Raw genomic sequence first — 20,555 nt, 5'->3', positions numbered from 1 at the left:
CGCATGAACCCCTATGCGAGTTACCTTGAAGGCCGCGACGCGGCGGAGATCATGAAGTCCACGCCTGCGGAGTTGCAATCGCTGCTTAGCGGCATGACGACGGGACAGATGGATGCGCCGACCGCGCCCGGCAAATGGAGTGTGCGCGAGATCCTGGCGCATCTGGCGGACTGCGAATTGGTTTGGGCTTGGCGTATTCGCCACACGCTGGAAAAGCCTGGTGCTGCCGTCGCTCCGTTTGATCAGGATGTGTGGGCGGAGCGTTATGCGGCGTATTCGGCGGAGCTTAGCCTGCGGACGTTTCTTACGCTGCGTGAGTGGAATCTGGCCGTGTTGAACACGGTTGCATCCGAAGAGTTTGGGAACCTGTTGACGCATCCGGAGCGCGGGACGTTTCCGCTGTCGGAGTTGCTGGAGATGATTGCGGGCCATGACCGCAACCACATTGTCAGGTTGAAGGAGCTATTTGGGCGCTGATGGCTGTGTTTTTCAATCGTGCTATGCGGTGTTCTGGGGCAGTCGCATTTCTGTTGCCGATGTCCGCGTTCTCGTTTGGCTGCCCGGCGGTTCTGACGACGGCCGATGCAAAACAGCTTGCGATGTTCACGCCGAACGCTCGCGCGTTTCATGACAACCTGCACGCAACGCTGACGCCTGCGGTGGTGGAAGCCGTTGGCGACACGGTGAGAGTGCGCGTGACGGCGAGACAGCCAGGGCAGAGCGTAGAGGAAGTTGGGACGTATACCGTGCATCTGCGGACGGGGCGTGTGACCGACGAGGATCAGGAACCCGCCGATGATGACAAGACGGTGGCTCTGAGCAAGCGGCTGATGAAACGTCATTGCCCCTGATGGCAAAGGGAAAAGGCCGGCTCAAGCCGGCCTTCTTCTTTGTGAGCAGCGACGAGTTACTTCGCGTTTTCGTCGAAGTTCAGCGATGCAGAGTTAATGCAGTAACGCAGGCCCGTGGGGTTGGGGCCGTCTGGGAAGACGTGTCCCAGGTGAGAACCGCAGTTGGCGCAGACGACTTCCACGCGACGCATGCCGTGGCTGTTGTCTTCAATCGCTTCAATGGCGGTCGGCGAAACCGGCTCAAAGAAGCTGGGCCAGCCGGAGCCGCTGTCGAACTTAGTGTCGCTCTTGAAGAGTGGAGCATCGCAGGCACCGCAGTGGTAGATGCCGTCCTTGTGATTGTCAACGAGCGCGCCGGTGAAGGCGCGTTCTGTGCCCTTCTCGCGCAGAACGTGAAACTGTTCCGGGGTCAGGAGCTGCCGCCACTCTGCCTCCGTCTTCTGTACGCGAGGTCCGCGAGAAACGGTGGCATCAGCTTTCAGATTTTCTGTCATGAGGTCTTCTCCCGTTGTATTAGACGCTGTTGGGGGTGCTCACGAACCATGGCGGCTCCCCCGGACAGAGGCGCTAGTTTGTTGGGAATCGTGCGACGATTTCGATCTCGACCAGTGCGTCCTTGGGCAGGCGAGCCACTTCAATGGTGGAGCGCGCAGGCGGCGTGGCGCCCTCTGGAGCGAACCGCTTGGCGTAGGCTGCGTTCATGATGGCGAAGTCTTCCATGTTCTTCAGAAAGACGGTGGTTTTGACGACATCGGCAAAGCCAAGTCCGGCAGCGGTGAGCAGGGCTTCAATGTTCGCGAGTACGCGTTCCGTCTGCGCGGGCGTGCCGCCTTCGACGACCAAACCGGTTACGGGGTCGAATCCAACCTGTCCGGAGGCGAAGAGGAAATCGCCCGAGCGAATCGCCTGGGAGTATGGGCCAATGGCTGCAGGAGCGTCGGTCGAAGAGATGGCTGTCTTTGTCATGCATCGATGATATCCGGCACGGTAAACGTAGACCGAAAAGATGTATGAAGAAGCAGTAACGTGGTCATTCCAACGCAATTGGAAGGGGAGCGACAGCATGTCGGCGCCTTTTGCCCTGCAGCCGGTTTAGGCGGCGAAACTCTGTTACACTAGGCAAGTTGGCTGCTGAGGCGATCAGGCCCCTCGGCTCCTTGTGCCAACCGATCCACCTTGCATCGGGGAGTGGCTCAGCCTGGTAGAGCACCTGGTTCGGGACCAGGGGGTCGGAGGTTCGAATCCTCTCTCCCCGACCATCTTTTTGTGAAAGGGCTACCTTCGGGTAGCCCTTTCTGCTGTTTATTCGATCTCTTCTATAGCCATTTTGCGGACTTCCTGGGGCGTCAGGCCGGATTCGCGCAGGTAGCGTAGACTGCGTGCGGCGTCGCGCTTGGCCAGACGTTCACCGCGTTCATTGCGCATGAGTTCCACGTGAGCGTAGGCGGGGATGGAATGGCCGAGGGCGCGGAGGAGCAGGATTTGCCGCGCGGTGGAGCGGAGAAGGTCGCGGCCGCGGACGACTTCGGTGATCTGCATGACTGCGTCGTCGGCGACGCAGGCGAGTTGATAGCTGGGAACGCCGTCGCGACGCATGACGACGAAGTCTCCGAAGTCGCGCCCGGCGATGAAGGTTTGAGGGCCGAGCAGGGCGTCGTAGAAGCTGACTTCTTCGCCGTCGGTGACGCGGAATCGCCATGCGGATGGTTCGTCTGACTCAGGGTTTCTTTCGCGGCAGGTGCCGGGGTAGAGCGGCTCGTCTTCGTCTTCCGCGTGCGGTGCGTGCGGGGCCGAGAGGAGGTCTTTGCGGGAACAGATGCAGGGATACAGGAAACCGGCTTCGCTAAGTTGCTGGAAGGCTGCCGTGTAGAGGGAGCCGCGCAGGCTTTGCGCGTACGGGCCGAAGTTGCCCGGCTCCGTTCCGTCTGGCTGTGGGCCTTCTGTCCAGCGGATGCCGAGCCATGCGAGATCTTCCAACATGGCTTGAGCGAATTCTGGACGGGAACGTTGCGTGTCGAGGTCGTCGTTGCGCAGGATCAGCGTTCCGCCGCCGGCACGTTCCGCAGCAATAAGGAATGTGCGTGCGTGGCCGAGATGGAGGAGCCCTGTGGGCGAAGGCGCGAGTCTGCCACGATAGGGCGTTCCGATCATGCATCCAGAATAAAAGGGCTGCGCATGGCAGCCCTTTAGTTCATCCACAGAGTTTTGTTAGAAACGATATCCGAACCCGAAAGAGAGAACCGGGAAGAACGATGCGTAGCTTAGGTTGTGGTTCTGGCGCGAGGTAAAACGGGCCAGATCTTTTTGGAAGTCGATGTCTTTATCCACTTTCTGACAGCCAATCGAGGGAGGTTGTGTTGTGTCGCAGGCGGTGCCGGAAAAGTTGATGATCAGGTCTGGTTGACCGATGTAGTAGAAGCCGAGTTCCACTGGGAAGGACCAGTGAGAACCAAGTCGTCGTGGGGCCAGATTGCCGTAGCCAATGGTTAGGCCCGGTGCTACGTTTCGCACCGTCACAGTAGCTGAACCGTGGAGTGGATCAGCGGCGCTTGAGGCGTAATCGCCACCGCTGAGGCTGATGGTCTGGCCGGGAGGCACGATTACGGTTACATCTGCCGATGTCTGCACGCCGAAGTACATCTGCGGGCTGATGTGAAAGCCGTGATGACTCCACGGGAAGTAGTCCAGGCCGATGTGGCCGCCACCGAGTTTCATGCCGGCCTCTACCTGAGCGCCGTCGCTGGTGAAGGATTCATCAAAGCGGAAGTATCCGCCACCTGCGCGGACGTTGAAGTGCTGCGCCACTGGCTCAGCGATTTCCAGGCCAATGCCATTGATGCCTACAGCGAGCCCGAGGCCCGGATGCTTCCATAGCTCCGAAGAGGGGATGTAGGTGTCTTTTACCTTTGATTCACTGTAGGGCGTAACGGAAAGGGTGCCACCGCTCTGCTGATTTTGTGTATTTGCGGAGAAAGGGTTGCCGGAAACGTTAGAGATAGCGGGAATGAAAGAATGTGCAGGATATCCTTGCGCCGCGATATTCAAAACGGGAACAAGAAGTGAAGAGCAGAACACCAGGCCGAAGCGCTGGACAAGATTCACAGGGGCCTCCTGAGCCGTGAGACAGTCGTTCACTCACAGCTGGTTGAATCAATAATTTGTGGAACTACTTCACCGTATTAATTACTGTGCATTCCCGGCGAATCTCCCCAGAGGGGAAATATCAGCCAGTGTTACGCAAGCCTGCGGAGATACCGTTAATGGTTCCGGTAATGGCGCGATTCAATGCATCTTCCGGCTGGTCTGTGCCAGCCTGTTTGCGGCGTAGAAGCTCTACCTGGATCCAGCTCATGGGATCCACGTAGGGATTGCGTAGACGGATGGAACGAGCGAGTACGGGGTTGCCTGATAGAAGGTCGGCCTGCTGAGTAATTAACAGAAGCATCGCACGCGTGCGATCGAACTCTTCTTTCAACATGGGAAAGACACGATCGCGAAGCTCCTGGTCTTTGACCAGTGATGCGTAGAGTTCGGCGATGCCGAAATCGCTCTTGGCGAGGGCTGATTCCACGTTGCGCATCATGTCGAGGAAGAGAGGAAACTCCTTCATCATGCGCTGCAACTGTTCCAGTCCATCGCTGTGTTCGCGTGTGAAGCGTTCCAGTGCGAAACCTACTCCGTACCATGCGGGAACTGTGTGGCGTGATTGCATCCATCCGAAGACCCAGGGGATGGCGCGAAGATCTGCAAGAGAGCGTTTGCCTGTGCGCTTGGCGGGACGCGATCCAATGCGTGCGTGTTCTAACTCGGCAACGGGTGTTGCCTGCTGGAAGTAATCGAACGTGTCCGGGTTGTCGAGGATGTCCTGACGGTATTGTTCGAACGACCAGGCGGACAAAGAATCCATCGCCTGTTCCCACTCAGGCAATGCGACACCGGTAAGGTGCGCACTGCATCCGCCGCAGGCCTTGCTGTCAGGGCGAGCCAAAGCGTCGAGCGATGCGGCGATCATCAGTTCCAGGCTGCGTTCAGCGAGCACTACGTCGCTGTACTTGAAGTTGAGTACTTCGCCCTGCTCGGTGATGCGCAGTTCGCCATTGAAGCTGTTCAAGGGTTGCGCGTAGATGGCGCGATGCGTGGGGCCGCCACCGCGTCCTACGGTGCCACCGCGGCCATGGAAGAGGCGCAGGTCTACATTGCAATCGCGTGCTACTTCGTAAAGGGCGCGATGTGCTTTCCAGATGCTCCAAGTGGAGGCGATCATGCCGCCGTCCTTGTTGGAGTCGGAGTAGCCCAGCATGACTTCCTGCTTGCGTCCCCAGCTTTCCAGCAATGGCGCATAGGCTTCGCTGGTCCACAACTGACGGCAGATGGCTGGCGCGTTTTCCAGATCTTCGATGCTCTCGAAAAGCGGCGCGATGAGCAGGCCGGGATCGTGCTCTGATTTTTCTGCGGTCACACCGCCGAGGCGTGCGAGCCATAGTGTCTTCAACACGTCGTCGGCAGAGGTGGCTCCGCTGATGATGTATTGACGGATGCTCATGGGATCATCGTCGCGCTTGACGGTGGCGACGGTGCGGAAGGTGTCAATGACCTCCGCAGTCATGGGCGATGGCGCAGGCGGAAGCGAGCCATCTTCGCACCATGCGCTGAGTTCCTTCACTGCCGCGGAATGCACCTTAGCGTGCTGGCGGATGTCGAGCGTTTGCAAGTGAAGACCATAAGTGCGGGATTCAACGATCAGAGGATCGATGATCTCTTCCGCAATGCGCAGGCCGCGGTTGTCCGTGAGCGAATCACGGATGAGTTGAAGGTCGCGCAGGAATTCTTCTGTGTTGCGATAGGGCGGAAGCGCTTCGTGCTCGTCGCGCACGATCGTGGTGGTGTCGCCCATGCGCAGCATCATGCACGTCAACATGAGGCGAAGATGTTCGCACAGGAAACGTTCGCGAAGCTCGGCTGCAACACCGGGCATCTGCGAAAGATATTCGTTTGCTGCTGCTTCCAGCGCCGGATTTGCTGCGGCCTGCTGTGTTGAGGAAGAGATCCGCTGTGCCGCCGCGATGAGGCGCTTACGATAGTGCTCCCAGACGACCTCGCGCGACATGGCGAGTGCTTCCTGCGTCACTTCGGGTGTGACGAAGGGATTGCCATCGCGATCCCCACCGATCCATGAGCCGAAATTGACCAGCGTTGGTAGTTCCGTCAGCGCCAGATCGAGGCCATATTCGTGGCGCAGCGCGTTTGCGACTTCGCCGTAAAGCAGGGGCAGTGTTTCAAAGATGCTGTCGTGGAAGTAATCCAGCCCCATGCGCACTTCGTCGGTCACGGCAGGGCGTTGGAGACGGACATCGTCTGTCTGCCACAGGCCGGTGATCTCTGCCATGAGTGAATCTTCGCGCTGTGCAATGGCTTCAGCGGTCTGCGGAATCTGATCGAGTTCTTCCAGCAATGTGGCGATGCGGCGGCGCTTGGAGATGACGGAGCGACGCGCGACTTCCGTTGGGTGCGCTGTGAAGACAGGAGTGATGCAGACCGCTTGCAGGAATGCGAGCGCTTCGTCTGCCGTGTAGCCTGCTTTGCGCATACGGCGCAGCGTGCCCTGCAGGCTTCCGCGCTGCGGTTCGGCATTGGGATTCAATCCACCGGCCAGACGGCGACGCTTGCGATGGTTGGTTTCTGCAAGGTTGATCAGTTCGAAGTAAAAACCAAAGGCGCGGGCAAGCTGATAGGCACGATCGACGGGAAGCTGATGCACCAGCAACAGTGCCTGTTGCAGAGCGGATTTCGCTTTGGCGGTGTCGCCCTGGAACTCTGCCTCGCGGCGCTCGGTGGCCAGACGACGCAGCGTCTCCACCTGTTCAAACAGGTCGTCACCCACCTGTTCGCGCAATACTTCGCCCAGCAGTGTGCCCAGCGAACGCACGTCACGACGCAGCGGAGCTTCTTTCAACTCCGTCTCAGCGGCCTGCAACTCGGCAAGCCGCTCACTCCAATTTCTTGCCTGCCACAACCCGGCCATGTGCCTAGTAGACCAGTGAGATTGCCTTTGCAGCAAGTCAGACGGACGGCACGTTCGATTCCGCCGCGGGAGAACCCGGTTCAGGCTTCAATGTGAGGGCCACGATAGCCGTGACGAGAAGGATGATTGCCAGCACGAGAATGCTGCCCTCTGGCCCCGTAAGGCCACCGCTGAGCAGCAACGGACCCTGGGAATGGGTGAGCAACAGGCGATGCTGAGAGACGCCGCCGCTGTCCGCGACTCCCCATACGAACGATTGCGTCCAGTCCCAGGCGGCATGGTAACCGACTGCCCACCACAGCGATCCTGTGCGCCACAGGCTGTATGCCAGGACAAGACCGATGAGGCCGGCGCTCAGCAGGCCGATGGGCGATTCACCGGGATTGTTGCCGTGCAGGAGGCCGAACAGTAGCGAGAAGAATCCGGCTGCGACCCAGAAGCCGATACGTTTGCAGAGGGCTTCGCGGTGGCCCATGCGCGAAGCGATGGCTGCAACGCCACGCGCCAGTTGAAATTGCAGGAAGCCGCGCATGAGATATTCCTCAGTGAGCCCCACGACAAGAAATGCCAGAGCCCATAGGGCGCCCCATTTCACAATCTCTGCTCCATGCAGAAGCATGCCGTTGAAGACCACGACACCTGCCACTTTCAAGGCCAGCATCAGTAGGCACATGGTGCCTATGCCAACTGCAATCCCTGCAGCAAACTGCCGGATGCGATGTGGCCGCAGTGCATCGATGCCGTACTTTCCAAAGTCACGCTTCTCAAGGCGCGAGATCAAGAAGGCAACAAGTGCTGCTACTGCGAAAACGACACCGTCGATCAACAGTGAAAAGCCGGCGGGAAGTTCTCCCGTGTTTTTCAATACAAGCTGCTGTTGATGGAGGAAACTGCGGAACAGCTCGAGAACGCCCCTTACGAGCGCAAAGGTGAGGCCAAGGAACAACACGATGGACCAGATCGCGCGCAGGCCGTCTTCCGCAAAGAAGATGCGCCGTAGAATGTGCTGCGGTGGGTTGCTCGTTTCTTCGTCCTGCATAGATAGTCCCCTGTGTTCTTCACCTTACCCCAGCTACACTCAGCATGGAATGATTGTCCGTTTACGCCGCTCTTTTGATGTGCTTCCTGTTCTTGCGTTGTTCGGCTCTTGCTTTGGTCAACAAAAGCAGCCGCAGGATATTCAGCAGACCGTTACCGTTGTGGGTGAGGCTGAGCCCGTTGCACTGGGACAGACCGCGCGCTCCGTTCAGGTAATTGATACGCAGCCGATGTCGCTTTCGTTGCAGGAAATTGCGGATGGACTTCGTTCTGATTCGTCGGTGGACATTCAGCAGCGCGGCGCCATGGGCGTTCAGTCTGACGTGAGCATTCGTGGCGGCACGTTTGAACAAACGCTGGTGCTGCTGAATGGGTTTCGCATCAATGATGCGCAGGCCTCGCACTTCAACCTGGATGTGCCAGTGCCGCAGCAGGCAGTTGGCGGGCTCGCCGTGCTGCATGGTTCGGGGTCCACGTTATACGGTGCGGATGCGCTTGCAGGTGTCGTGCATGTGAGTACGTGGAAACCGCGGGAGAGTTCGCTGCGACTGCGCGCGGGTGGCGGAAGCTTTGGCGGAAATGAGCAGGCAGTGACGGGTGCTCTTGCGAATCAGATGAGAAGTCTTGTTGTTGCAGGGGAGCGCGATTTCTCAACCGGCTTCATCCCGGGCCGCGACTACCGAAGTGAAAGCGCGAGTGCAGAAGGCCGCACGACGTCATCGCTGGGCGAATCGGATCTGCTGCTGGCTGGAAGTGATCGCTCGTTTGGCGCGAACCAGTTCTATGGAAACTACAACTCGTGGGAACGAACCAAGGGTTGGTTTGTTGGATTCACGCAGGCTTTCCGTGAGAAGACTACCGCTGCCGTTGCGTATCGGAGGCATGCGGATAATTACATTTTGACTCGAACGAATCCGGCGTATTACGCGAACAATCATGTCGACGCCAGTTGGCAGGGGGCGTTGCGGCAGACCGTCACATTAGGGCGTGCGGGAAAACTGTTTGTGGGCACGGAAGAGAACACTGACAGCATTCGAAGCAATAGCCTGGGGCAGCATGGGCGCAATCGTACGTCACTGTATGCCGATGCGGATCTGCATCGTGGAGCCGCGAATTTTTCCATCGGATTGCGTGAAGAGATTTTGAGCGGCGGGCGTGTGGTGTCTGCGCCTTCGTTTGCTGCGAGCTTTTTGCTGCATAACGTATGGAAGCTGCGCGGCAGTGCGGGCTATGGTTTCCGTCTGCCGACTTACACCAATCTTTATTACAACGATCCAACGACGATCAGTAATCCTTCGCTGAAGCCGGAGACGGCGTGGAATTTTGATGGTGGTGTGGATTGGTATCCGTCGACACGCGTTGCTGCATCGGTGACCGGTTTCTACGCGCGTCAGCAAAACGCGATTGATTATGTGCGCCGCTCTGTTGCGGATAAGTGGCAGGCCAAGAATCTTGCCGAGGTGCGTCTAACGGGCATTGAAACATCTGTGCAAATGCGGTTGCAGGGCGACCAACAACTGAAGGTGAACTGGACTGCCATCTTTGGTTCGCAGGATGTCTTGCAAGGGCAGCAGTCGCAGCTTGTGTTTCAGTTCCCCACGAATCGCGCGCGCGTGGAGGCGTGGCTTCATGCGAGTTCGCAGGTCGCGTTGCGGCCAGCATTCACAGTGACGCAGCGTGTGGGGCAAACGCCTTACAGCACTGTGGATTTTGCAGTATCACGCGATCGCGGCATGGTGCGTCCGTATGTGCAAGGAACGAACTTGTACAACACCGGCTATGCGGAGATTCAAAGCATCCGCATGCCGGGGCGAGGCATTCTTGCAGGCATCGAGATTTCGCTGTCGCGGCGCTAGACGGCTGCGCCTTGTTCTTCCAGTTGCGTAGAGAGGTCTTCCCACTCCAGCATGAGTTCTTCATGTTGCTTGCGGATCTCTGCAAGTTCGGCAGTTTGACGCTGCGACTCTTCTGCGGACACGAAGTTGCCCATCGCGGTTTCGATAGCCGTCATGCGGTCTTCCAGTCGCGGCATCTCTTCTTCTGCGAACCGCACGCGATCCTGCATCTGTTTCAGCTTGATTGGATTTAGCTTTTTGACGTTCGAAGCGGGTGTTGCAGGAGGAGGCGGTGGTGGCGGTGTTTCGATGACGGGGATGTGTGCCTTCTGCATTTCGACGGCAGCGGCTTGCATCTGTTCCGGACCGCCATTCTTGCGCCAAAGATAGTCTTCGTAGTTGCCGGGATACACCTGAACGCCACCGTGTTCGCACTCGAAGACGCGTGTGGCGAGGCCGTCGATGAAGTAACGGTCGTGTGAGACGAACAGCACTGTGCCTGTGAAGTTGCGGATGGCTTCGAGCAACACGTCCTTCGCGCGCAGGTCGAGATGGTTTGTGGGTTCGTCCAACAGAATGAAGTTTGCAGGCGAGACGAGCATGCGCGCCAGTGCGTAACGATTGCGTTCGCCACCGCTGAGTACGCCGAGTTGTTTGAAAACATCGTCGCCGGTAAAGAGAAATGCGCCGAGCAGGCTGCGCAGTTCCACTGTAGGAATCTTTGGCGCAGCAGCGCTAATGTCTTCGAGCATCTTTGCCTGCGGATCAAGCACCTTGTACTGATCCTGGGCGAAGTAGTCAGCGAGGACATTATGGCCGTAGCGGACATCGCCGGCAGTGGGTTCTTCCAGTTTGCTCAACATGCGGATGAGCGTGGATTTACCCGCGCCGTTCGGGCCTACAAGTGCAATGCGATCACCGCGTTCGATGGTGAAATTCACGTTGCTGAGAATCTGCTTTGGCTCGTAGCGCTTGGAGAGACCGCTGACCTCGCACACAATTCGACCCGATGCGGGCGGTTGCGGGAAGGTGAAGTGGATGGTCTCTTCGTCTTCGGGAACTTCGATGCGCTCGATCTTTTCTAGTTCCTTGATGCGGCTCTGCACCTGCTTGGCTTTCGTGGCCTGGTAACGGAAGCGGCCGATGAAGGCTTCGAGTTGCTCGATGCGTTCTCGCTGTGAAGCATAGTCGCGCGCGAGTTGTTCGCGCCGTTCTGTCTTCTGCTTCACGTATTTTTCGTAGCCGCCGGTGTAGAACCACACGCGCTTGTTCCACACTTCCGTGATTTTGTTCACGGTGACGTCGAGGAAATAACGGTCGTGCGAGATGAGGATGAAGGCCCTTGGGTATGACTTCAAATACTCTTCAAGCCAGTTGCGGCTTTCCAGATCGAGATGGTTTGTGGGTTCGTCCATCAGTAGGAGCGATGGTTTTTCCAGCAGCAGTTTGGCGAGCGCGATGCGCATCTGCCATCCGCCGGAAAATTCGCCGCAGTCGCGACGCCAGTCTTCTTTTTGAAAGCCGAGTCCGCCGAGAACTGCGCCCACTTGCGCGTCCAGGTTGTAGAGGTCAAGCGCCTGCAATGTTTCGCTGACTACGGAGAAGCGGTCGGCGGCAATTTCATATTCCGCGCTGGCGGGGTCGAAGTGCGCGAGCTTGTCACTGAGTTCACCCATCTCGTGTTCCATGTCCTGCGCGGCCTTGAAGACGCTGAGGCATTCGTCGAACACCGTGCGTCCGCGTAGCGCGAGGCCGTCCTGCGGAAGGTAGCCGATGGTGAGACCTTTGCTGCGATTGAGCTGGCCGTGATCCAGATGCTCGATGCCTGCGAGGATTTTCAGCAACGTCGATTTTCCGGTGCCGTTACCACCGACGAGACCGGTACGTTCGTCCGGTGTGATGAGCCAGTTGGCCCCTTCAAATAACAGCTTGTGGTCAAAGCGCTTGGCTCCGTCGGCGAGATGCAACATATGTCTATTGTCGCAAATGGCGCGGGTATGATGATTTCCGTGGATTCGCCTTACTATGGAAGGCGATGGTGAGTCGTCGCGAATTCGTCGTGGGATCGTTGCTGGTGGCTACGGGTGCGCGTGCGCAGCAATTGGCGCATGCGGGATGGCGCGGCAATGGGATTACGCCTGAGGTGTGGTGGCTGCACGCGTCGATGATCCGTTGCGCGAAGGATGTGACGTTTGCCGATGCGGCGAAGATGCTGGACAGCATGAGTGATGTTGGTGCGGACAGCATCCTGTTGCCAGATCTGGAGCCGACGGCAAAACAGCCCTTTGCGGAACGATTTGGCACGGAAGAGGAGCTGGATGCGTTGCTGCGTGAGATGTCTGCGCGGCGGATGCATCTGCTGCTGCACATCCCGCTGCAGCGTGCGGCCAGCAATGCTGGCGAGGTTCGTTTCTGGATGAGCCGTGGCGTGGCTGGAATCGATCTGGGGACACTTGGTGCCGGCGATATGGATGCAGCTAGGCAATTGCGCGCATCGCTGGATCATTACCCGGGGCATCGCATTCTGCTCGCACGAACCGCGGGACAGGAAGCGCAGGCTGTGACCTCTGCTGCACGCAGGCGTGGTGCAGCGTCTGGTGATCCCATTACGTTGCACATTCTTTCGCCGCAGGACACTGAGAGTGGCATACGTCATCCGGGCGAAGTGAATGCTGTTGAGATTCCCGCTATGCCGGTTGGCGATGAAAAAGCAGATGCTGCTGCTGCTGCGAATTTTCCGGCGGCTGTTCCTTATGTGAGAAGTCTGTTCCCGCTGCTGCTGGCGTCGGGATCGCCGATACTGGATAGTCGTTTACTCACGTCGGATATGGCGCGGAAATCGGTGCAGCAGGTGCTTGCGTTTCGAAATACGCACGCGGTGGTGCGTGACGGAAGTGTTGTTGTCCTGACAACGGCACAGCCTTCACTTCGAGTTTGGATTCTGCGATCAAAGGGAGGTCGTGGATCGTTGCTACTTGCAGCGAACGATGGCACGACGCCGGCAAACTTGCTACTAACGTCGGCTTTGGCATCGAATGGGTTTCGCAATGTGTATCTGCGCCCGCTGATGCGATCCGATCGTGGCATGGGTGCCATCAACGTTGAGATCGGATCACTGCCGCCGGGTTCCGCTATCGTTGCGGAGATTCTGCACTAAGTTTCATTGGTTGTATTGCCGGGGCAGTTCGCGGATATTCTGCGACGACGGCATCGAAGATGGCATCCCACGAACAACCTGTAGCATAGGCGCGAGCGGCTTCTCCCATAGCGCGAAGACGTTCGCGATCTTTCGTGAGCTCTACGATCCCTTCGATCCACTCAGATGTTGGGCGAACGATGCCGGTGCTTTCGTTGGTCACAATGAACTTTGGACCACCACCATCTGTGACAGCAGCCGGAACGCCGCTGGCCAGTGCTTCCAGTACCACGTTGCCGAAGGTATCGGTCTCAGATGGGAAGGCGAATAGATCCATGTTGGCGTAAGCCGTTGCGAGTGCTTCGCCGCGTAATACGCCAACGAAATCTGCGTTTGGCAACGCTTGCCGGAGAGCCGCTTCTTCACCGCCGTGCCCGATGATGCAGAAGCGTGCATTGATTCCTGCGGCGTCGAGTGCCTGTTGAAGAAGGGGAAGAAGGGCGACATTCTTCTCGATGGAAAGCCTACCTACGTAACCAAAGATCAGTTCATCGCTATCGAGGTGGCGTGTTCTTCGCGTGGGGGAAAAGAGTTCCGTGTCTACACCACGCCGCATCACGTGGCATGTGCGCTGCGTCTTGCTTTCCAGTAATGTACACAGTTCTTCGTTGGGCGCGTAAAGCACCTTTGCCAGCCGATAGAAGCGTGATGTTGCGTGGAGCGCGCCCGATTCGATCCATTGCGGTGCGTCCGTTAGTAACTTGGCTAGCGGGGCGCTCCGGCGGCCTGCATATTCGTGAACATTGGTATGCCAGCTTGCTGCCAATGGAATGTTTCTGCGCCATGCGAAGTACGCGCCGAAGATGCCGAGTTCACTGGGGCCCGTGATGTGAATTAGATCAGGGTTAAAACGATCCAACTCTCTGCTGATGGTGACGGCATAACGACTGAATGTTGGATCGAAGCTAAGATCCTTTTCCATCGCAATGCTGAAAGCGCTACGCGGCAGATCAACTTCAGTAACGGAGCCGTTTGTATTCAGATTTACTTTGCCGCGAACACCGGGAGCGCCAGCTCGGATGCACAGCATGGGAAGGCTATGGCGTTTTGCATACGCGGTAAAGTTGCGCGCGGTATGCGCGACACCGTTTACCTCGTGGAACGAATCCGGAAAGAACGCAACGCGCGGCGCAGTCCCCATGCACGACACCATAGCACTTCTGCATGAGAGACTGTTTGCACATTTATGTCGAACGATCCCGTTCCGCTTCATCGTGTATTGACAGAGATGTTGCGCCATCCGCTGCGGCTACTGCGCGGATGGAACTGGAAGGCCGCATCCTTCTCTGCAATTCTGCGTAGTTTATTTTTCCTTTTCGCAAATCTTCACGGCACGCACCATGCTGCAGCAAGAGCTGTGATGACGGAGTTTATTTACGGAACGTTCGCAGCAGGTGTGGCGGGTGCAGCGCTACAGCGACTCCGCCACGCAGAGCCAGTAAGGAATACGGCGTTCGTGGTGTGGCTGGGGATTCCATCGATACTATTGACAGCGCAGGCATTGGTGCATCGCGCCATGGGAACGCAGCATGTGCGTACGGGGCTGATTGCTTCGTTTATCTTCGCGTCGTTTGCATCAGGATTTAACTGGTTTGCAATGCGCCGCGGAGCGTTTGTGATTGGTGAACAGCGTTCGTTTGCACGCGATCTTTTGTTGGCTCCGAAGCTGATTGGGCAGTTTCTGTTTACACCGTTGCAACGTTAATAGGGTGTAATCTCAATGCAAGAGGGACGACCTTCGGATGAAGGCGGCCACTAAACATAATGAAGACACTACTCTGCCTCGCAGCCTGCCTCCTCGCATCTTCCGCAGCCCTTGCACAGAACGCCGATATCTTCGGCCATCCGCTTCCCGCACAAAAACACACGCGTGTCTTCGGACAAGAGATTGCCTATTACGACATGGGTACTGCTAAGGCTGGTGAGCCGGTGCTGGTCCTGTTGCATGGTTATGGTTCACAGGCTGATGTGGACTTCGGCCCGTCGCTTCCGTTGTTGGCGAAACACTATCGCGTGATTGCGATGGATCAAATTGGCGCAGGACAAAGCGCGAAGCCGCTGATTGCATATCGCGTGCAGACGTATGTGGAGTTTCTTGCGGAGTTTCTGCGTACCCAGGGCATTACGCATTTTGATTTGCTTGGCGAATCACTGGGTGGATGGACTGCTGCCGCTTATGCGCAACAGTCGTTAACTTCTGGAAGTACGTTGCCGAAGCCAACCCGATTGATCCTGGAAGATGCTGTTGGCTTTTCTGTTCCAGAGAACGTGCTTTCTTCAAACGCGGGTGTTCACTTTTCAGTGAGCACCGTCGGCGATGTCGTTACAGGACTGCGAGCGGTCTTCTATAACAAGTCGTTGATCACGGAAGAGGTTGCACGGCGTCGTTTCATCACGAAGCTGGCGGCCGATGACGCGATGGCGACGAGTGCGTTCACCGGCAATCCTGCAGTGCGTGGAGAGGCATTGGGCGAGAAGGCTTCCACCATTACGATTCCCACCTTGGTGGTGTGGGGCGCGCAGGACACCCTTGTGCCAATTGCAACAGGACAGGCTTTCGCAAAGGCGATACCGCAGGCGAAGCTGGTCACCATTGATGAGAGTGGGCACATACCTTCGCTGGAGCAGCCGCAACGGTTTGTGAAGGTCGTCGAAGACTTTCTGAGTACGAAATAGAGTCGCTATTTCGACTCAATGTCATTCGTGAATGAAAGCGGCATTGCTGTTATGCAATGCCGCTGATGTTTTTGCTCGAAATCACGACGCAAGAATTTAGGAACGTGTGGCAGAGATGTCTGGTCCTAGCAATTCCTGTGCGCTCGGTGCCGGGGTGTCCGGAACTCGTTCGTCCGGACCGCATGTCGGGCAGTACTTTTGCAGACCTTCCTGCAAAATGGCGAAAGCCTCTTCGGGCGTATCGGCAAAGCGAAAGAGATCTGTGTCGCCGACGGAGATAGCACCCTTCTCTGCAAGCAATTCCAGGTTAATGACGCCGCTCCAGTACGAACGACCATAGATGATGATGGTTAGTTCCTTCGCCATCTTGTGCGTCTGTGCCAATGTCAGCAGTTCAAACATTTCGTCGAGCGTGCCAAAGCCGCCGGGGAAGACAACGAGCGCTTTCGCCAGATACGCGAACCAGAACTTGCGCATGAAAAAGTAATGGAACTGGAAGTTGAGCGCCGGCGTGATGTACGGATTAGGCCGCTGCTCAAAGGGCAGAGCGATGTTCAGGCCGATGGTCTTGCCACCTGCCTCGTATGCGCCGCGATTGGCAGCTTCCATGATGCCGGGGCCGCCTCCGCTGCACACCACAAAGCGATGACGTCGACCGGGAAGATCTTTTGACCATTCCGTGAGCAAGTAGGCGAGTTTGCGCGCGTCTTCGTAATAGCGCGCCATTTCAATGGCGGTTTCGGCGCGCTTGCGTTGTAGATCGCTTGCCTCCGGCGAACTGTCAGGCTGTTCCTCAGGCGGTGCAGGATTGTTGGAATAAGAGTTCGCCAACAGCTCCATCTCATGGTTCGCCACGTCCAGCGCAGCGAACCGCGCTGAGCCGAAGAACACCACTGTGTCTTGAATGCGCTCGCGGCGAAAACGCGTCATGGGCTCCTGGTATTCCGCCAGGATGCGGAAGATGCGCGCGTCCGGGGTTTTCAGGAAATCGTCATTTTCATAGGCCAGCGGTGCCTGATCCAGCAGGGTTTCGGGAACGGGAAGGTTCGTCATGCACTCAGTAGGATGCACCAAAATAGGAATCGGCGGCGAGTGCACGACGAAACTGATGTGGCTGCGTCTATGCAGCAACGGTATAGGCTGGTCGCATCACGTTCCAATGCATGGTTTGCTGTAGCAGGTCACTTCTTGTGAATCGGTGGGCGTTTGGATGAAGCGTTTGCTTTCTGTCCTGGGAATGTTCTGTGTCGTGAGTGCTGTGGCGTTGGCGCAGGAAAAGCCTGCCACGAAACCTTCGTTTGTGATTGCGGATGTGCATGACAGCCCGTATGCACGACAGGTGTACTCCGTTGGCGGACCGATGCATGGAGACCGCTATAACTTGCGGCAGTCCACACTGGTGGACATCATTGCGCTGGCCTATGGCGTGAAGCCGGAGATGGTGCAGGGGGGGCCGAGCTGGCTTGAGATGCGGCGTTTTGATGTTGTGGCGAAGGCCGATCCAAAGACATCTGAAGCGGACCAGAAGCTGATGCTGCAGTCGCTACTGGCAGAGCGATTTGGATTGGTGATGCACAAGGGCGAAGCACCCTTGCCGGCGTATGTGCTGACGGCTCCCGGTGGCAAGACGAAGATGAAGCAGAGCCCCGAGGATGCAGAGCGCAATTGTAAGCCGCAAAATGGACAAGAGATGGCGGGTGGTGCCCCGCTGAATGTGATTTCGTGCAGCGGCTTCAGCGCGGATGAGATTGCAACGTTGCTGGCGCAGGTAGCGAACAACTACCTGCCTGACCCTGTGCTGAACCAGACAAGGCTGGAAGGGAAGTGGGAGTTTACGATCAAGTGGACGGATATGCGGCAGAGGGCGAAGGCTGGCGCTGAGGCTGTTTCGATCTTCAATTCCGTACAGAATGACCTGGGGTTGATGCTGGAACGGAAGACGGCGCCACGACCGGTGTGGATTGTGGATCGTGCGAGCGAGACCCCAACACCAAACTCGCCTGCAGTTGCGAAGGAATTGCCGCCGTTACCAATGCCTCAGTTTGAGGTGTCGACGATTAAGCCGAGCGGGCCGAATTCTAAGCCGGGCGGCATGATTCGTAATGGGCAGATGACTCTGTCGATGATTCCGATCAAGTTTTTGCTCACGTATGCATGGGACTTTAACCCGAATGATCCGCAGATGATTGTGAACATGCCTGCGTGGATCGAGACCGACAAGTTTGACATTGTGGCGAAGGCTGCAATGCCTGAACCTGTTGCAGGACAGCTACCGCCGCAGATTGAAGATCGCGAACTGCGGCTGATGCTGCAGCAATTGCTGATGGAGCGCTTCAACATGAAGGTGCATATGGAGGAGCGACCCATTGAGGCGTACACCATCTATGCGGACCATCCGAAGTTGAAGGCTGCTGATCCAACGTCGCGGACGCACTGCAAGGAGGGGCCGGGACCGGATGGCAAGGACCCGAGGCAGGCGAACCCGATGCTGACGGCACTGTTTACCTGCCAGAACGTGTCTATGAGAGAACTGGCAGCGCAACTGGCAGAGTTTGCGACGGGCTACGTGTACACGCTGCCTGTGGATGCCACGGGGCTGACGGGACGGTACGACCTGACGATGGCGTGGAGTTCGGCGAGCCTGACTGTGCTGAAGCCGCCTCCTGCACCGGGACAGCCTGTGTCCAGCGATCCGGATGGCGCGGTGACTCTAGATGAGGCGATGCATAGCCAGTTGGGCCTGAAGATGGTGAAGACGAAGCGACCAGTACAGGTGCTTGTGATCGACCACGTGGAAGAGACGCCGACGGCGAATTGAGATGTACAGAAAGTGGTGGCGGTGACTGGAATCGAACCAGTGACCTACGGGTTATGAGTCCGTCGCTCTAACCATCTGAGCTACACCGCCATGGTGTGGGACGTACCTTGCGGTTAAGGCGGCGGGGAGCCGCGCACTAGGCACTCGATGTAGTTTACTGGAAGTCGGGCTTCGGCTCAAATTGCCGTCGTCCGGATGATTGCACGCATGAGTGAAACACGCATTTTGGGAGTGATTCCCGCACGCCTTGCTTCCACGCGCCTCCCCGGTAAGGTGCTGCGCCCGTTATTGGGTAAACCCATGCTGCAGTGGGTGGTGGAGGCGGCGCAACGGTGTCCGCAACTGCAGGAAGTCGTCGTGGCGACGGATTCTGAGGAGGTTGGGGCGCTCTGCCAGGCGCATGGATGGCAGTGGCAGATGACGGACGCCGCGCTGCCCAGCGGAACAGACCGCATGCGCGCTGTGGCGCTGGAGCGTGAGGCGGACATCTACGTGAATATTCAGGGTGATGAACCGCTGCTGAAGCCGGAACACATTGACGCGTTGTTGCGGCCGTTCTCGCGCGGTATGCATGTCGAATGCAGCACGGTGAAGACGCTTTGCGCCCCGGAGAATGTTCATAATCCGAATGCGGTGAAGGTGGTGCACGCCACTGACGGTCGCGCTCTGTATTTTTCGCGTGCCACCATCCCCTACGACCGCGATGGTGCAGGGAAGGCTACCTACTGGAAGCATCTGGGACTGTATGCGTATCGACGCGATGCGTTGTTGCGCTTCGGCACGCTGGCGGCGAGTCCTTTGGAGCAGACGGAGCGGCTGGAACAGTTGCGGCTGCTGGAGAACGGGCTGGCGCTGTATGTGGAAGCCGTGGAGTTCGATACGGTGGGCGTGGATACCGAAGCAGACGTGGCGCGCGTGGAAGCGCTGCTACAGGAGCGTTTCGGGGCTTAAAACCAAAAGGCAGCACTCAGTGTGAGCGCTGCCTTTTTCTTGGCTTCGTTGGCGGCTAGTTCTTTCTTGCAAGCGGGATGTCCACTTGCAGGCCGTTCGCATCGGAAGTGACCTTCACCACTGCAAGTGATCGCGCGATCCATGTTGCCGCCTTGAGTTCTGCACGTGGCGTGGAGCTGAGCACGGCCAGAACGCGGCAGCCAGCGGCAATGCCACTCTGCACGCCAGATACGGCGTCTTCCACAACGATGCAGTCTTCGGGCTTTAAGCCCAGCGCTTCTGCGCCGCGGATGTAGGGTTCGGGATCGGGCTTGCCTTTAGAAATGTCGTCTGCAGAGACGAGCTTTGGCGGCTCCGGCAGTCCTGCAGCCCTCAATCGAGCTTCCAGCAGGCGACGCGTGCAGGAGGTGACCACCGTCCAGCGATCAGGCGGCAAGCTAGCGAGCAGTTCACGCACGCCGGGCAGTACTTCAATGTCGCCTACGTCTTCAATCTCCATGTCTTCGATCACGCGAAGGCCCTCGTCCGGATCAATATCCGGGCGAAGCATGATGACGATATCGCGTGCGGGACGGCCGTGTGGCAGAACGAAGTTATCTGCGTTTGGCACCTCGTACAGCTTGGCCCACCGCTTCCAGCATCGGGTGGCAGATGCGATGGAGCTGATGAGCACGCCATCCATATCGAAAAGCAGGCCCTGTGCCTGCACCTGAATCTTACTCACAACAAATTCTCACTCTCCCAGACGCCTACGAAGATGCTTGCGCGCTCCGGTCCCAGATACATTTCAAAATCAGTTCGGTACGTTCGTTGGAGACTGCTGCTCCAAATGCGAGACCAGGCATCCACGATGCTTTGGGGAAATGGTCCCACGGCGTCGAACACGGCATAGTCCCCCGGCTCCAGAAAGACATCACGCATGCCTTCCGGCAGTGGCGCATCGTCTTCAACATGCTGTCCGAGCAACAGTGTGTACGGTCCTGAAAAGTCACTCTCGTACTCGAAGTACACAGCGTACATACCGTTGCCTTGCAACCGCGCGGGAATGTCTTGTTGTGTGTACTGCGCCCACAGTGCGTGGATGGTTTCGGGCTGGCTGTTGACGCAGCGCGCAGAAATACCTGCGATGCGCCGAGGCGTGATCTTTTCAAATCCATCGGAGGCCAAG

19 protein-coding genes and 2 tRNA genes are annotated in these 20,555 nt (G+C 57.6%); 9 read left to right on the top strand and 12 right to left on the bottom strand.

Annotated elements, in window-relative coordinates; genetic code table 11:
- Nucleotides 1-3 precede the first annotated feature (3 nt).
- Both BLT38_RS13815 and BLT38_RS13810 read left to right on the top strand, forming a co-directional pair.
- Nucleotides 4-477 (top strand): DinB family protein, encoded by a 474-nt coding sequence (locus BLT38_RS13815; RefSeq protein WP_047489893.1) that lies wholly within the window; start codon nt 4-6, stop codon nt 475-477.
- Nucleotides 477-851, top strand: coding sequence for a hypothetical protein (locus tag BLT38_RS13810; protein WP_083345703.1), 375 nt, complete (start codon nt 477-479; stop codon nt 849-851). The genes BLT38_RS13815 and BLT38_RS13810 overlap by 1 nt, the downstream gene beginning before the upstream one ends.
- Nucleotides 852-907: 56 nt before the next feature.
- Here the strand turns inward: BLT38_RS13810 and msrB are convergent, their stop codons facing one another.
- Both msrB and BLT38_RS13800 read right to left on the bottom strand, forming a co-directional pair.
- Nucleotides 908-1,345: a peptide-methionine (R)-S-oxide reductase MsrB gene (gene msrB / locus BLT38_RS13805; protein WP_083345702.1), complete on the bottom strand. Its 438-nt coding sequence runs from the start codon at nt 1,343-1,345 to the stop codon at nt 908-910.
- A gap of 73 nt (nt 1,346-1,418) precedes the next feature.
- Nucleotides 1,419-1,817, bottom strand: coding sequence for a Rid family detoxifying hydrolase (locus tag BLT38_RS13800; protein ID WP_083347096.1), 399 nt, complete (start codon nt 1,815-1,817; stop codon nt 1,419-1,421).
- Nucleotides 1,818-2,033: 216 nt separating this feature from the next.
- Here BLT38_RS13800 and BLT38_RS13795 point away from each other — a divergent pair.
- Nucleotides 2,034-2,110: transfer RNA gene (locus BLT38_RS13795), tRNA-Pro, on the top strand.
- Nucleotides 2,111-2,153: 43 nt separating this feature from the next.
- Here BLT38_RS13795 and gluQRS read toward each other — a convergent pair.
- The 4 genes from gluQRS to BLT38_RS13775 form a co-directional block, all read right to left on the bottom strand.
- Nucleotides 2,154-3,002: a tRNA glutamyl-Q(34) synthetase GluQRS gene (gene gluQRS / locus BLT38_RS13790; protein ID WP_083345701.1), complete on the bottom strand. Its 849-nt coding sequence runs from the start codon at nt 3,000-3,002 to the stop codon at nt 2,154-2,156.
- Nucleotides 3,003-3,059: 57 nt separating this feature from the next.
- Nucleotides 3,060-3,953, bottom strand: a complete 894-nt coding sequence (locus BLT38_RS13785; protein ID WP_083345700.1) for a hypothetical protein — start codon at nt 3,951-3,953, stop codon at nt 3,060-3,062.
- 121 nt (nt 3,954-4,074) lie between these two features.
- Nucleotides 4,075-6,873, bottom strand: coding sequence for a phosphoenolpyruvate carboxylase (locus BLT38_RS13780; protein WP_083345699.1), 2,799 nt, complete (start codon nt 6,871-6,873; stop codon nt 4,075-4,077).
- 37 nt (nt 6,874-6,910) lie between these two features.
- Nucleotides 6,911-7,912: a CPBP family intramembrane glutamic endopeptidase gene (locus BLT38_RS13775; RefSeq protein WP_083345698.1), complete on the bottom strand. Its 1,002-nt coding sequence runs from the start codon at nt 7,910-7,912 to the stop codon at nt 6,911-6,913.
- Nucleotides 7,913-7,961: 49 nt separating this feature from the next.
- Between BLT38_RS13775 and BLT38_RS13770 the strand changes: the two genes are divergently transcribed.
- Entirely contained in the window at nt 7,962-9,767 is a 1,806-nt protein-coding gene (locus BLT38_RS13770; protein ID WP_083345697.1) for a TonB-dependent receptor plug domain-containing protein, read from the top strand.
- Here BLT38_RS13770 and BLT38_RS13765 read toward each other — a convergent pair.
- The gene (locus tag BLT38_RS13765) at nt 9,764-11,716 is read right to left on the bottom strand and encodes an ABC-F family ATP-binding cassette domain-containing protein (RefSeq protein WP_083345696.1); all 1,953 of its coding nucleotides are present in this window, start codon (nt 11,714-11,716) and stop codon (nt 9,764-9,766) included. The two genes, BLT38_RS13770 and BLT38_RS13765, sit on opposite strands and share 4 nt — an antisense overlap.
- Nucleotides 11,717-11,784: 68 nt before the next feature.
- On the opposite strand from BLT38_RS13765, the gene BLT38_RS13760 reads away from it, so the two are divergent.
- The gene (locus BLT38_RS13760; protein WP_156785133.1) at nt 11,785-12,903 is read left to right on the top strand and encodes a hypothetical protein; all 1,119 of its coding nucleotides are present in this window, start codon (nt 11,785-11,787) and stop codon (nt 12,901-12,903) included.
- Here BLT38_RS13760 and BLT38_RS13755 read toward each other — a convergent pair.
- Nucleotides 12,878-14,083, bottom strand: coding sequence for a glycosyltransferase (locus BLT38_RS13755; protein WP_083347095.1), 1,206 nt, complete (start codon nt 14,081-14,083; stop codon nt 12,878-12,880). The two genes, BLT38_RS13760 and BLT38_RS13755, sit on opposite strands and share 26 nt — an antisense overlap.
- 45 nt (nt 14,084-14,128) lie before the next feature.
- Here BLT38_RS13755 and BLT38_RS13750 point away from each other — a divergent pair, with 45 nt between their 5' ends.
- Nucleotides 14,129-14,647, top strand: a complete 519-nt coding sequence (locus tag BLT38_RS13750; RefSeq protein ID WP_083345694.1) for a hypothetical protein — start codon at nt 14,129-14,131, stop codon at nt 14,645-14,647.
- A gap of 59 nt (nt 14,648-14,706) precedes the next feature.
- Nucleotides 14,707-15,618, top strand: coding sequence for an alpha/beta fold hydrolase (locus BLT38_RS13745; RefSeq protein WP_083345693.1), 912 nt, complete (start codon nt 14,707-14,709; stop codon nt 15,616-15,618).
- A gap of 96 nt (nt 15,619-15,714) precedes the next feature.
- Here BLT38_RS13745 and BLT38_RS13740 read toward each other — a convergent pair whose 3' ends face one another.
- Nucleotides 15,715-16,671: a TIGR00730 family Rossman fold protein gene (locus BLT38_RS13740; protein WP_083345692.1), complete on the bottom strand. Its 957-nt coding sequence runs from the start codon at nt 16,669-16,671 to the stop codon at nt 15,715-15,717.
- Nucleotides 16,672-16,828: 157 nt separating this feature from the next.
- On the opposite strand from BLT38_RS13740, the gene BLT38_RS13735 reads away from it, so the two are divergent.
- A complete protein-coding gene (locus BLT38_RS13735; RefSeq protein ID WP_083345691.1) occupies nt 16,829-18,436 on the top strand; it encodes a TIGR03435 family protein in 1,608 nt (535 codons plus the stop codon).
- Between the two features lie 13 nt (nt 18,437-18,449).
- Here the strand turns inward: BLT38_RS13735 and BLT38_RS13730 are convergent.
- Nucleotides 18,450-18,526 (bottom strand) — tRNA-Met (locus BLT38_RS13730).
- A gap of 117 nt (nt 18,527-18,643) precedes the next feature.
- Between BLT38_RS13730 and kdsB the strand changes: the two genes are divergently transcribed.
- Nucleotides 18,644-19,387 (top strand): 3-deoxy-manno-octulosonate cytidylyltransferase, encoded by a 744-nt coding sequence (kdsB, locus tag BLT38_RS13725; RefSeq protein WP_083347094.1) that lies wholly within the window; start codon nt 18,644-18,646, stop codon nt 19,385-19,387.
- Between the two features lie 55 nt (nt 19,388-19,442).
- Here the strand turns inward: kdsB and BLT38_RS13720 are convergent, their stop codons facing one another.
- Nucleotides 19,443-20,111 (bottom strand): HAD-IA family hydrolase, encoded by a 669-nt coding sequence (locus BLT38_RS13720; RefSeq protein WP_083345690.1) that lies wholly within the window; start codon nt 20,109-20,111, stop codon nt 19,443-19,445.
- Nucleotides 20,108-20,554 (bottom strand): GyrI-like domain-containing protein, encoded by a 447-nt coding sequence (locus tag BLT38_RS13715; protein WP_172838281.1) that lies wholly within the window; start codon nt 20,552-20,554, stop codon nt 20,108-20,110. The genes BLT38_RS13720 and BLT38_RS13715 overlap by 4 nt, the downstream gene beginning before the upstream one ends.
- Nucleotide 20,555 lies beyond the last annotated feature (1 nt).

The organism is Terriglobus roseus (assembly GCF_900102185.1).
GTDB classification, from domain to species: Bacteria; Acidobacteriota; Terriglobia; order Terriglobales; family Acidobacteriaceae; genus Terriglobus; species Terriglobus roseus_A.
Note: the sequence above shows the minus strand (reverse complement) of the source record. Positions and strands in the feature narration are given on the sequence as shown.

Excerpts from the sequence above, each read along its gene's own strand:
- BLT38_RS13815 (WP_047489893.1), top strand. The coding sequence starts at position 4 with ATGAACCCCTATGCGAGTTACCTTGAAGGCCGCGACGCGGCGGAGATC.
- BLT38_RS13810 (WP_083345703.1), top strand. The coding sequence starts at position 477 with ATGGCTGTGTTTTTCAATCGTGCTATGCGGTGTTCTGGGGCAGTCGCA.
- msrB (WP_083345702.1), bottom strand. The coding sequence starts at position 1,345 with ATGACAGAAAATCTGAAAGCTGATGCCACCGTTTCTCGCGGACCTCGC.
- BLT38_RS13800 (WP_083347096.1), bottom strand. The coding sequence starts at position 1,817 with ATGACAAAGACAGCCATCTCTTCGACCGACGCTCCTGCAGCCATTGGC.
- gluQRS (WP_083345701.1), bottom strand. The coding sequence starts at position 3,002 with ATGATCGGAACGCCCTATCGTGGCAGACTCGCGCCTTCGCCCACAGGG.
- BLT38_RS13780 (WP_083345699.1), bottom strand. The coding sequence starts at position 6,873 with ATGGCCGGGTTGTGGCAGGCAAGAAATTGGAGTGAGCGGCTTGCCGAG.
- BLT38_RS13775 (WP_083345698.1), bottom strand. The coding sequence starts at position 7,912 with ATGCAGGACGAAGAAACGAGCAACCCACCGCAGCACATTCTACGGCGC.
- BLT38_RS13770 (WP_083345697.1), top strand. The coding sequence starts at position 7,962 with ATGATTGTCCGTTTACGCCGCTCTTTTGATGTGCTTCCTGTTCTTGCG.
- BLT38_RS13765 (WP_083345696.1), bottom strand. The coding sequence starts at position 11,716 with ATGTTGCATCTCGCCGACGGAGCCAAGCGCTTTGACCACAAGCTGTTA.
- BLT38_RS13755 (WP_083347095.1), bottom strand. The coding sequence starts at position 14,083 with ATGGGGACTGCGCCGCGCGTTGCGTTCTTTCCGGATTCGTTCCACGAG.
- BLT38_RS13750 (WP_083345694.1), top strand. The coding sequence starts at position 14,129 with ATGTCGAACGATCCCGTTCCGCTTCATCGTGTATTGACAGAGATGTTG.
- BLT38_RS13745 (WP_083345693.1), top strand. The coding sequence starts at position 14,707 with ATGAAGACACTACTCTGCCTCGCAGCCTGCCTCCTCGCATCTTCCGCA.
- BLT38_RS13740 (WP_083345692.1), bottom strand. The coding sequence starts at position 16,671 with ATGACGAACCTTCCCGTTCCCGAAACCCTGCTGGATCAGGCACCGCTG.
- BLT38_RS13735 (WP_083345691.1), top strand. The coding sequence starts at position 16,829 with ATGAAGCGTTTGCTTTCTGTCCTGGGAATGTTCTGTGTCGTGAGTGCT.
- kdsB (WP_083347094.1), top strand. The coding sequence starts at position 18,644 with ATGAGTGAAACACGCATTTTGGGAGTGATTCCCGCACGCCTTGCTTCC.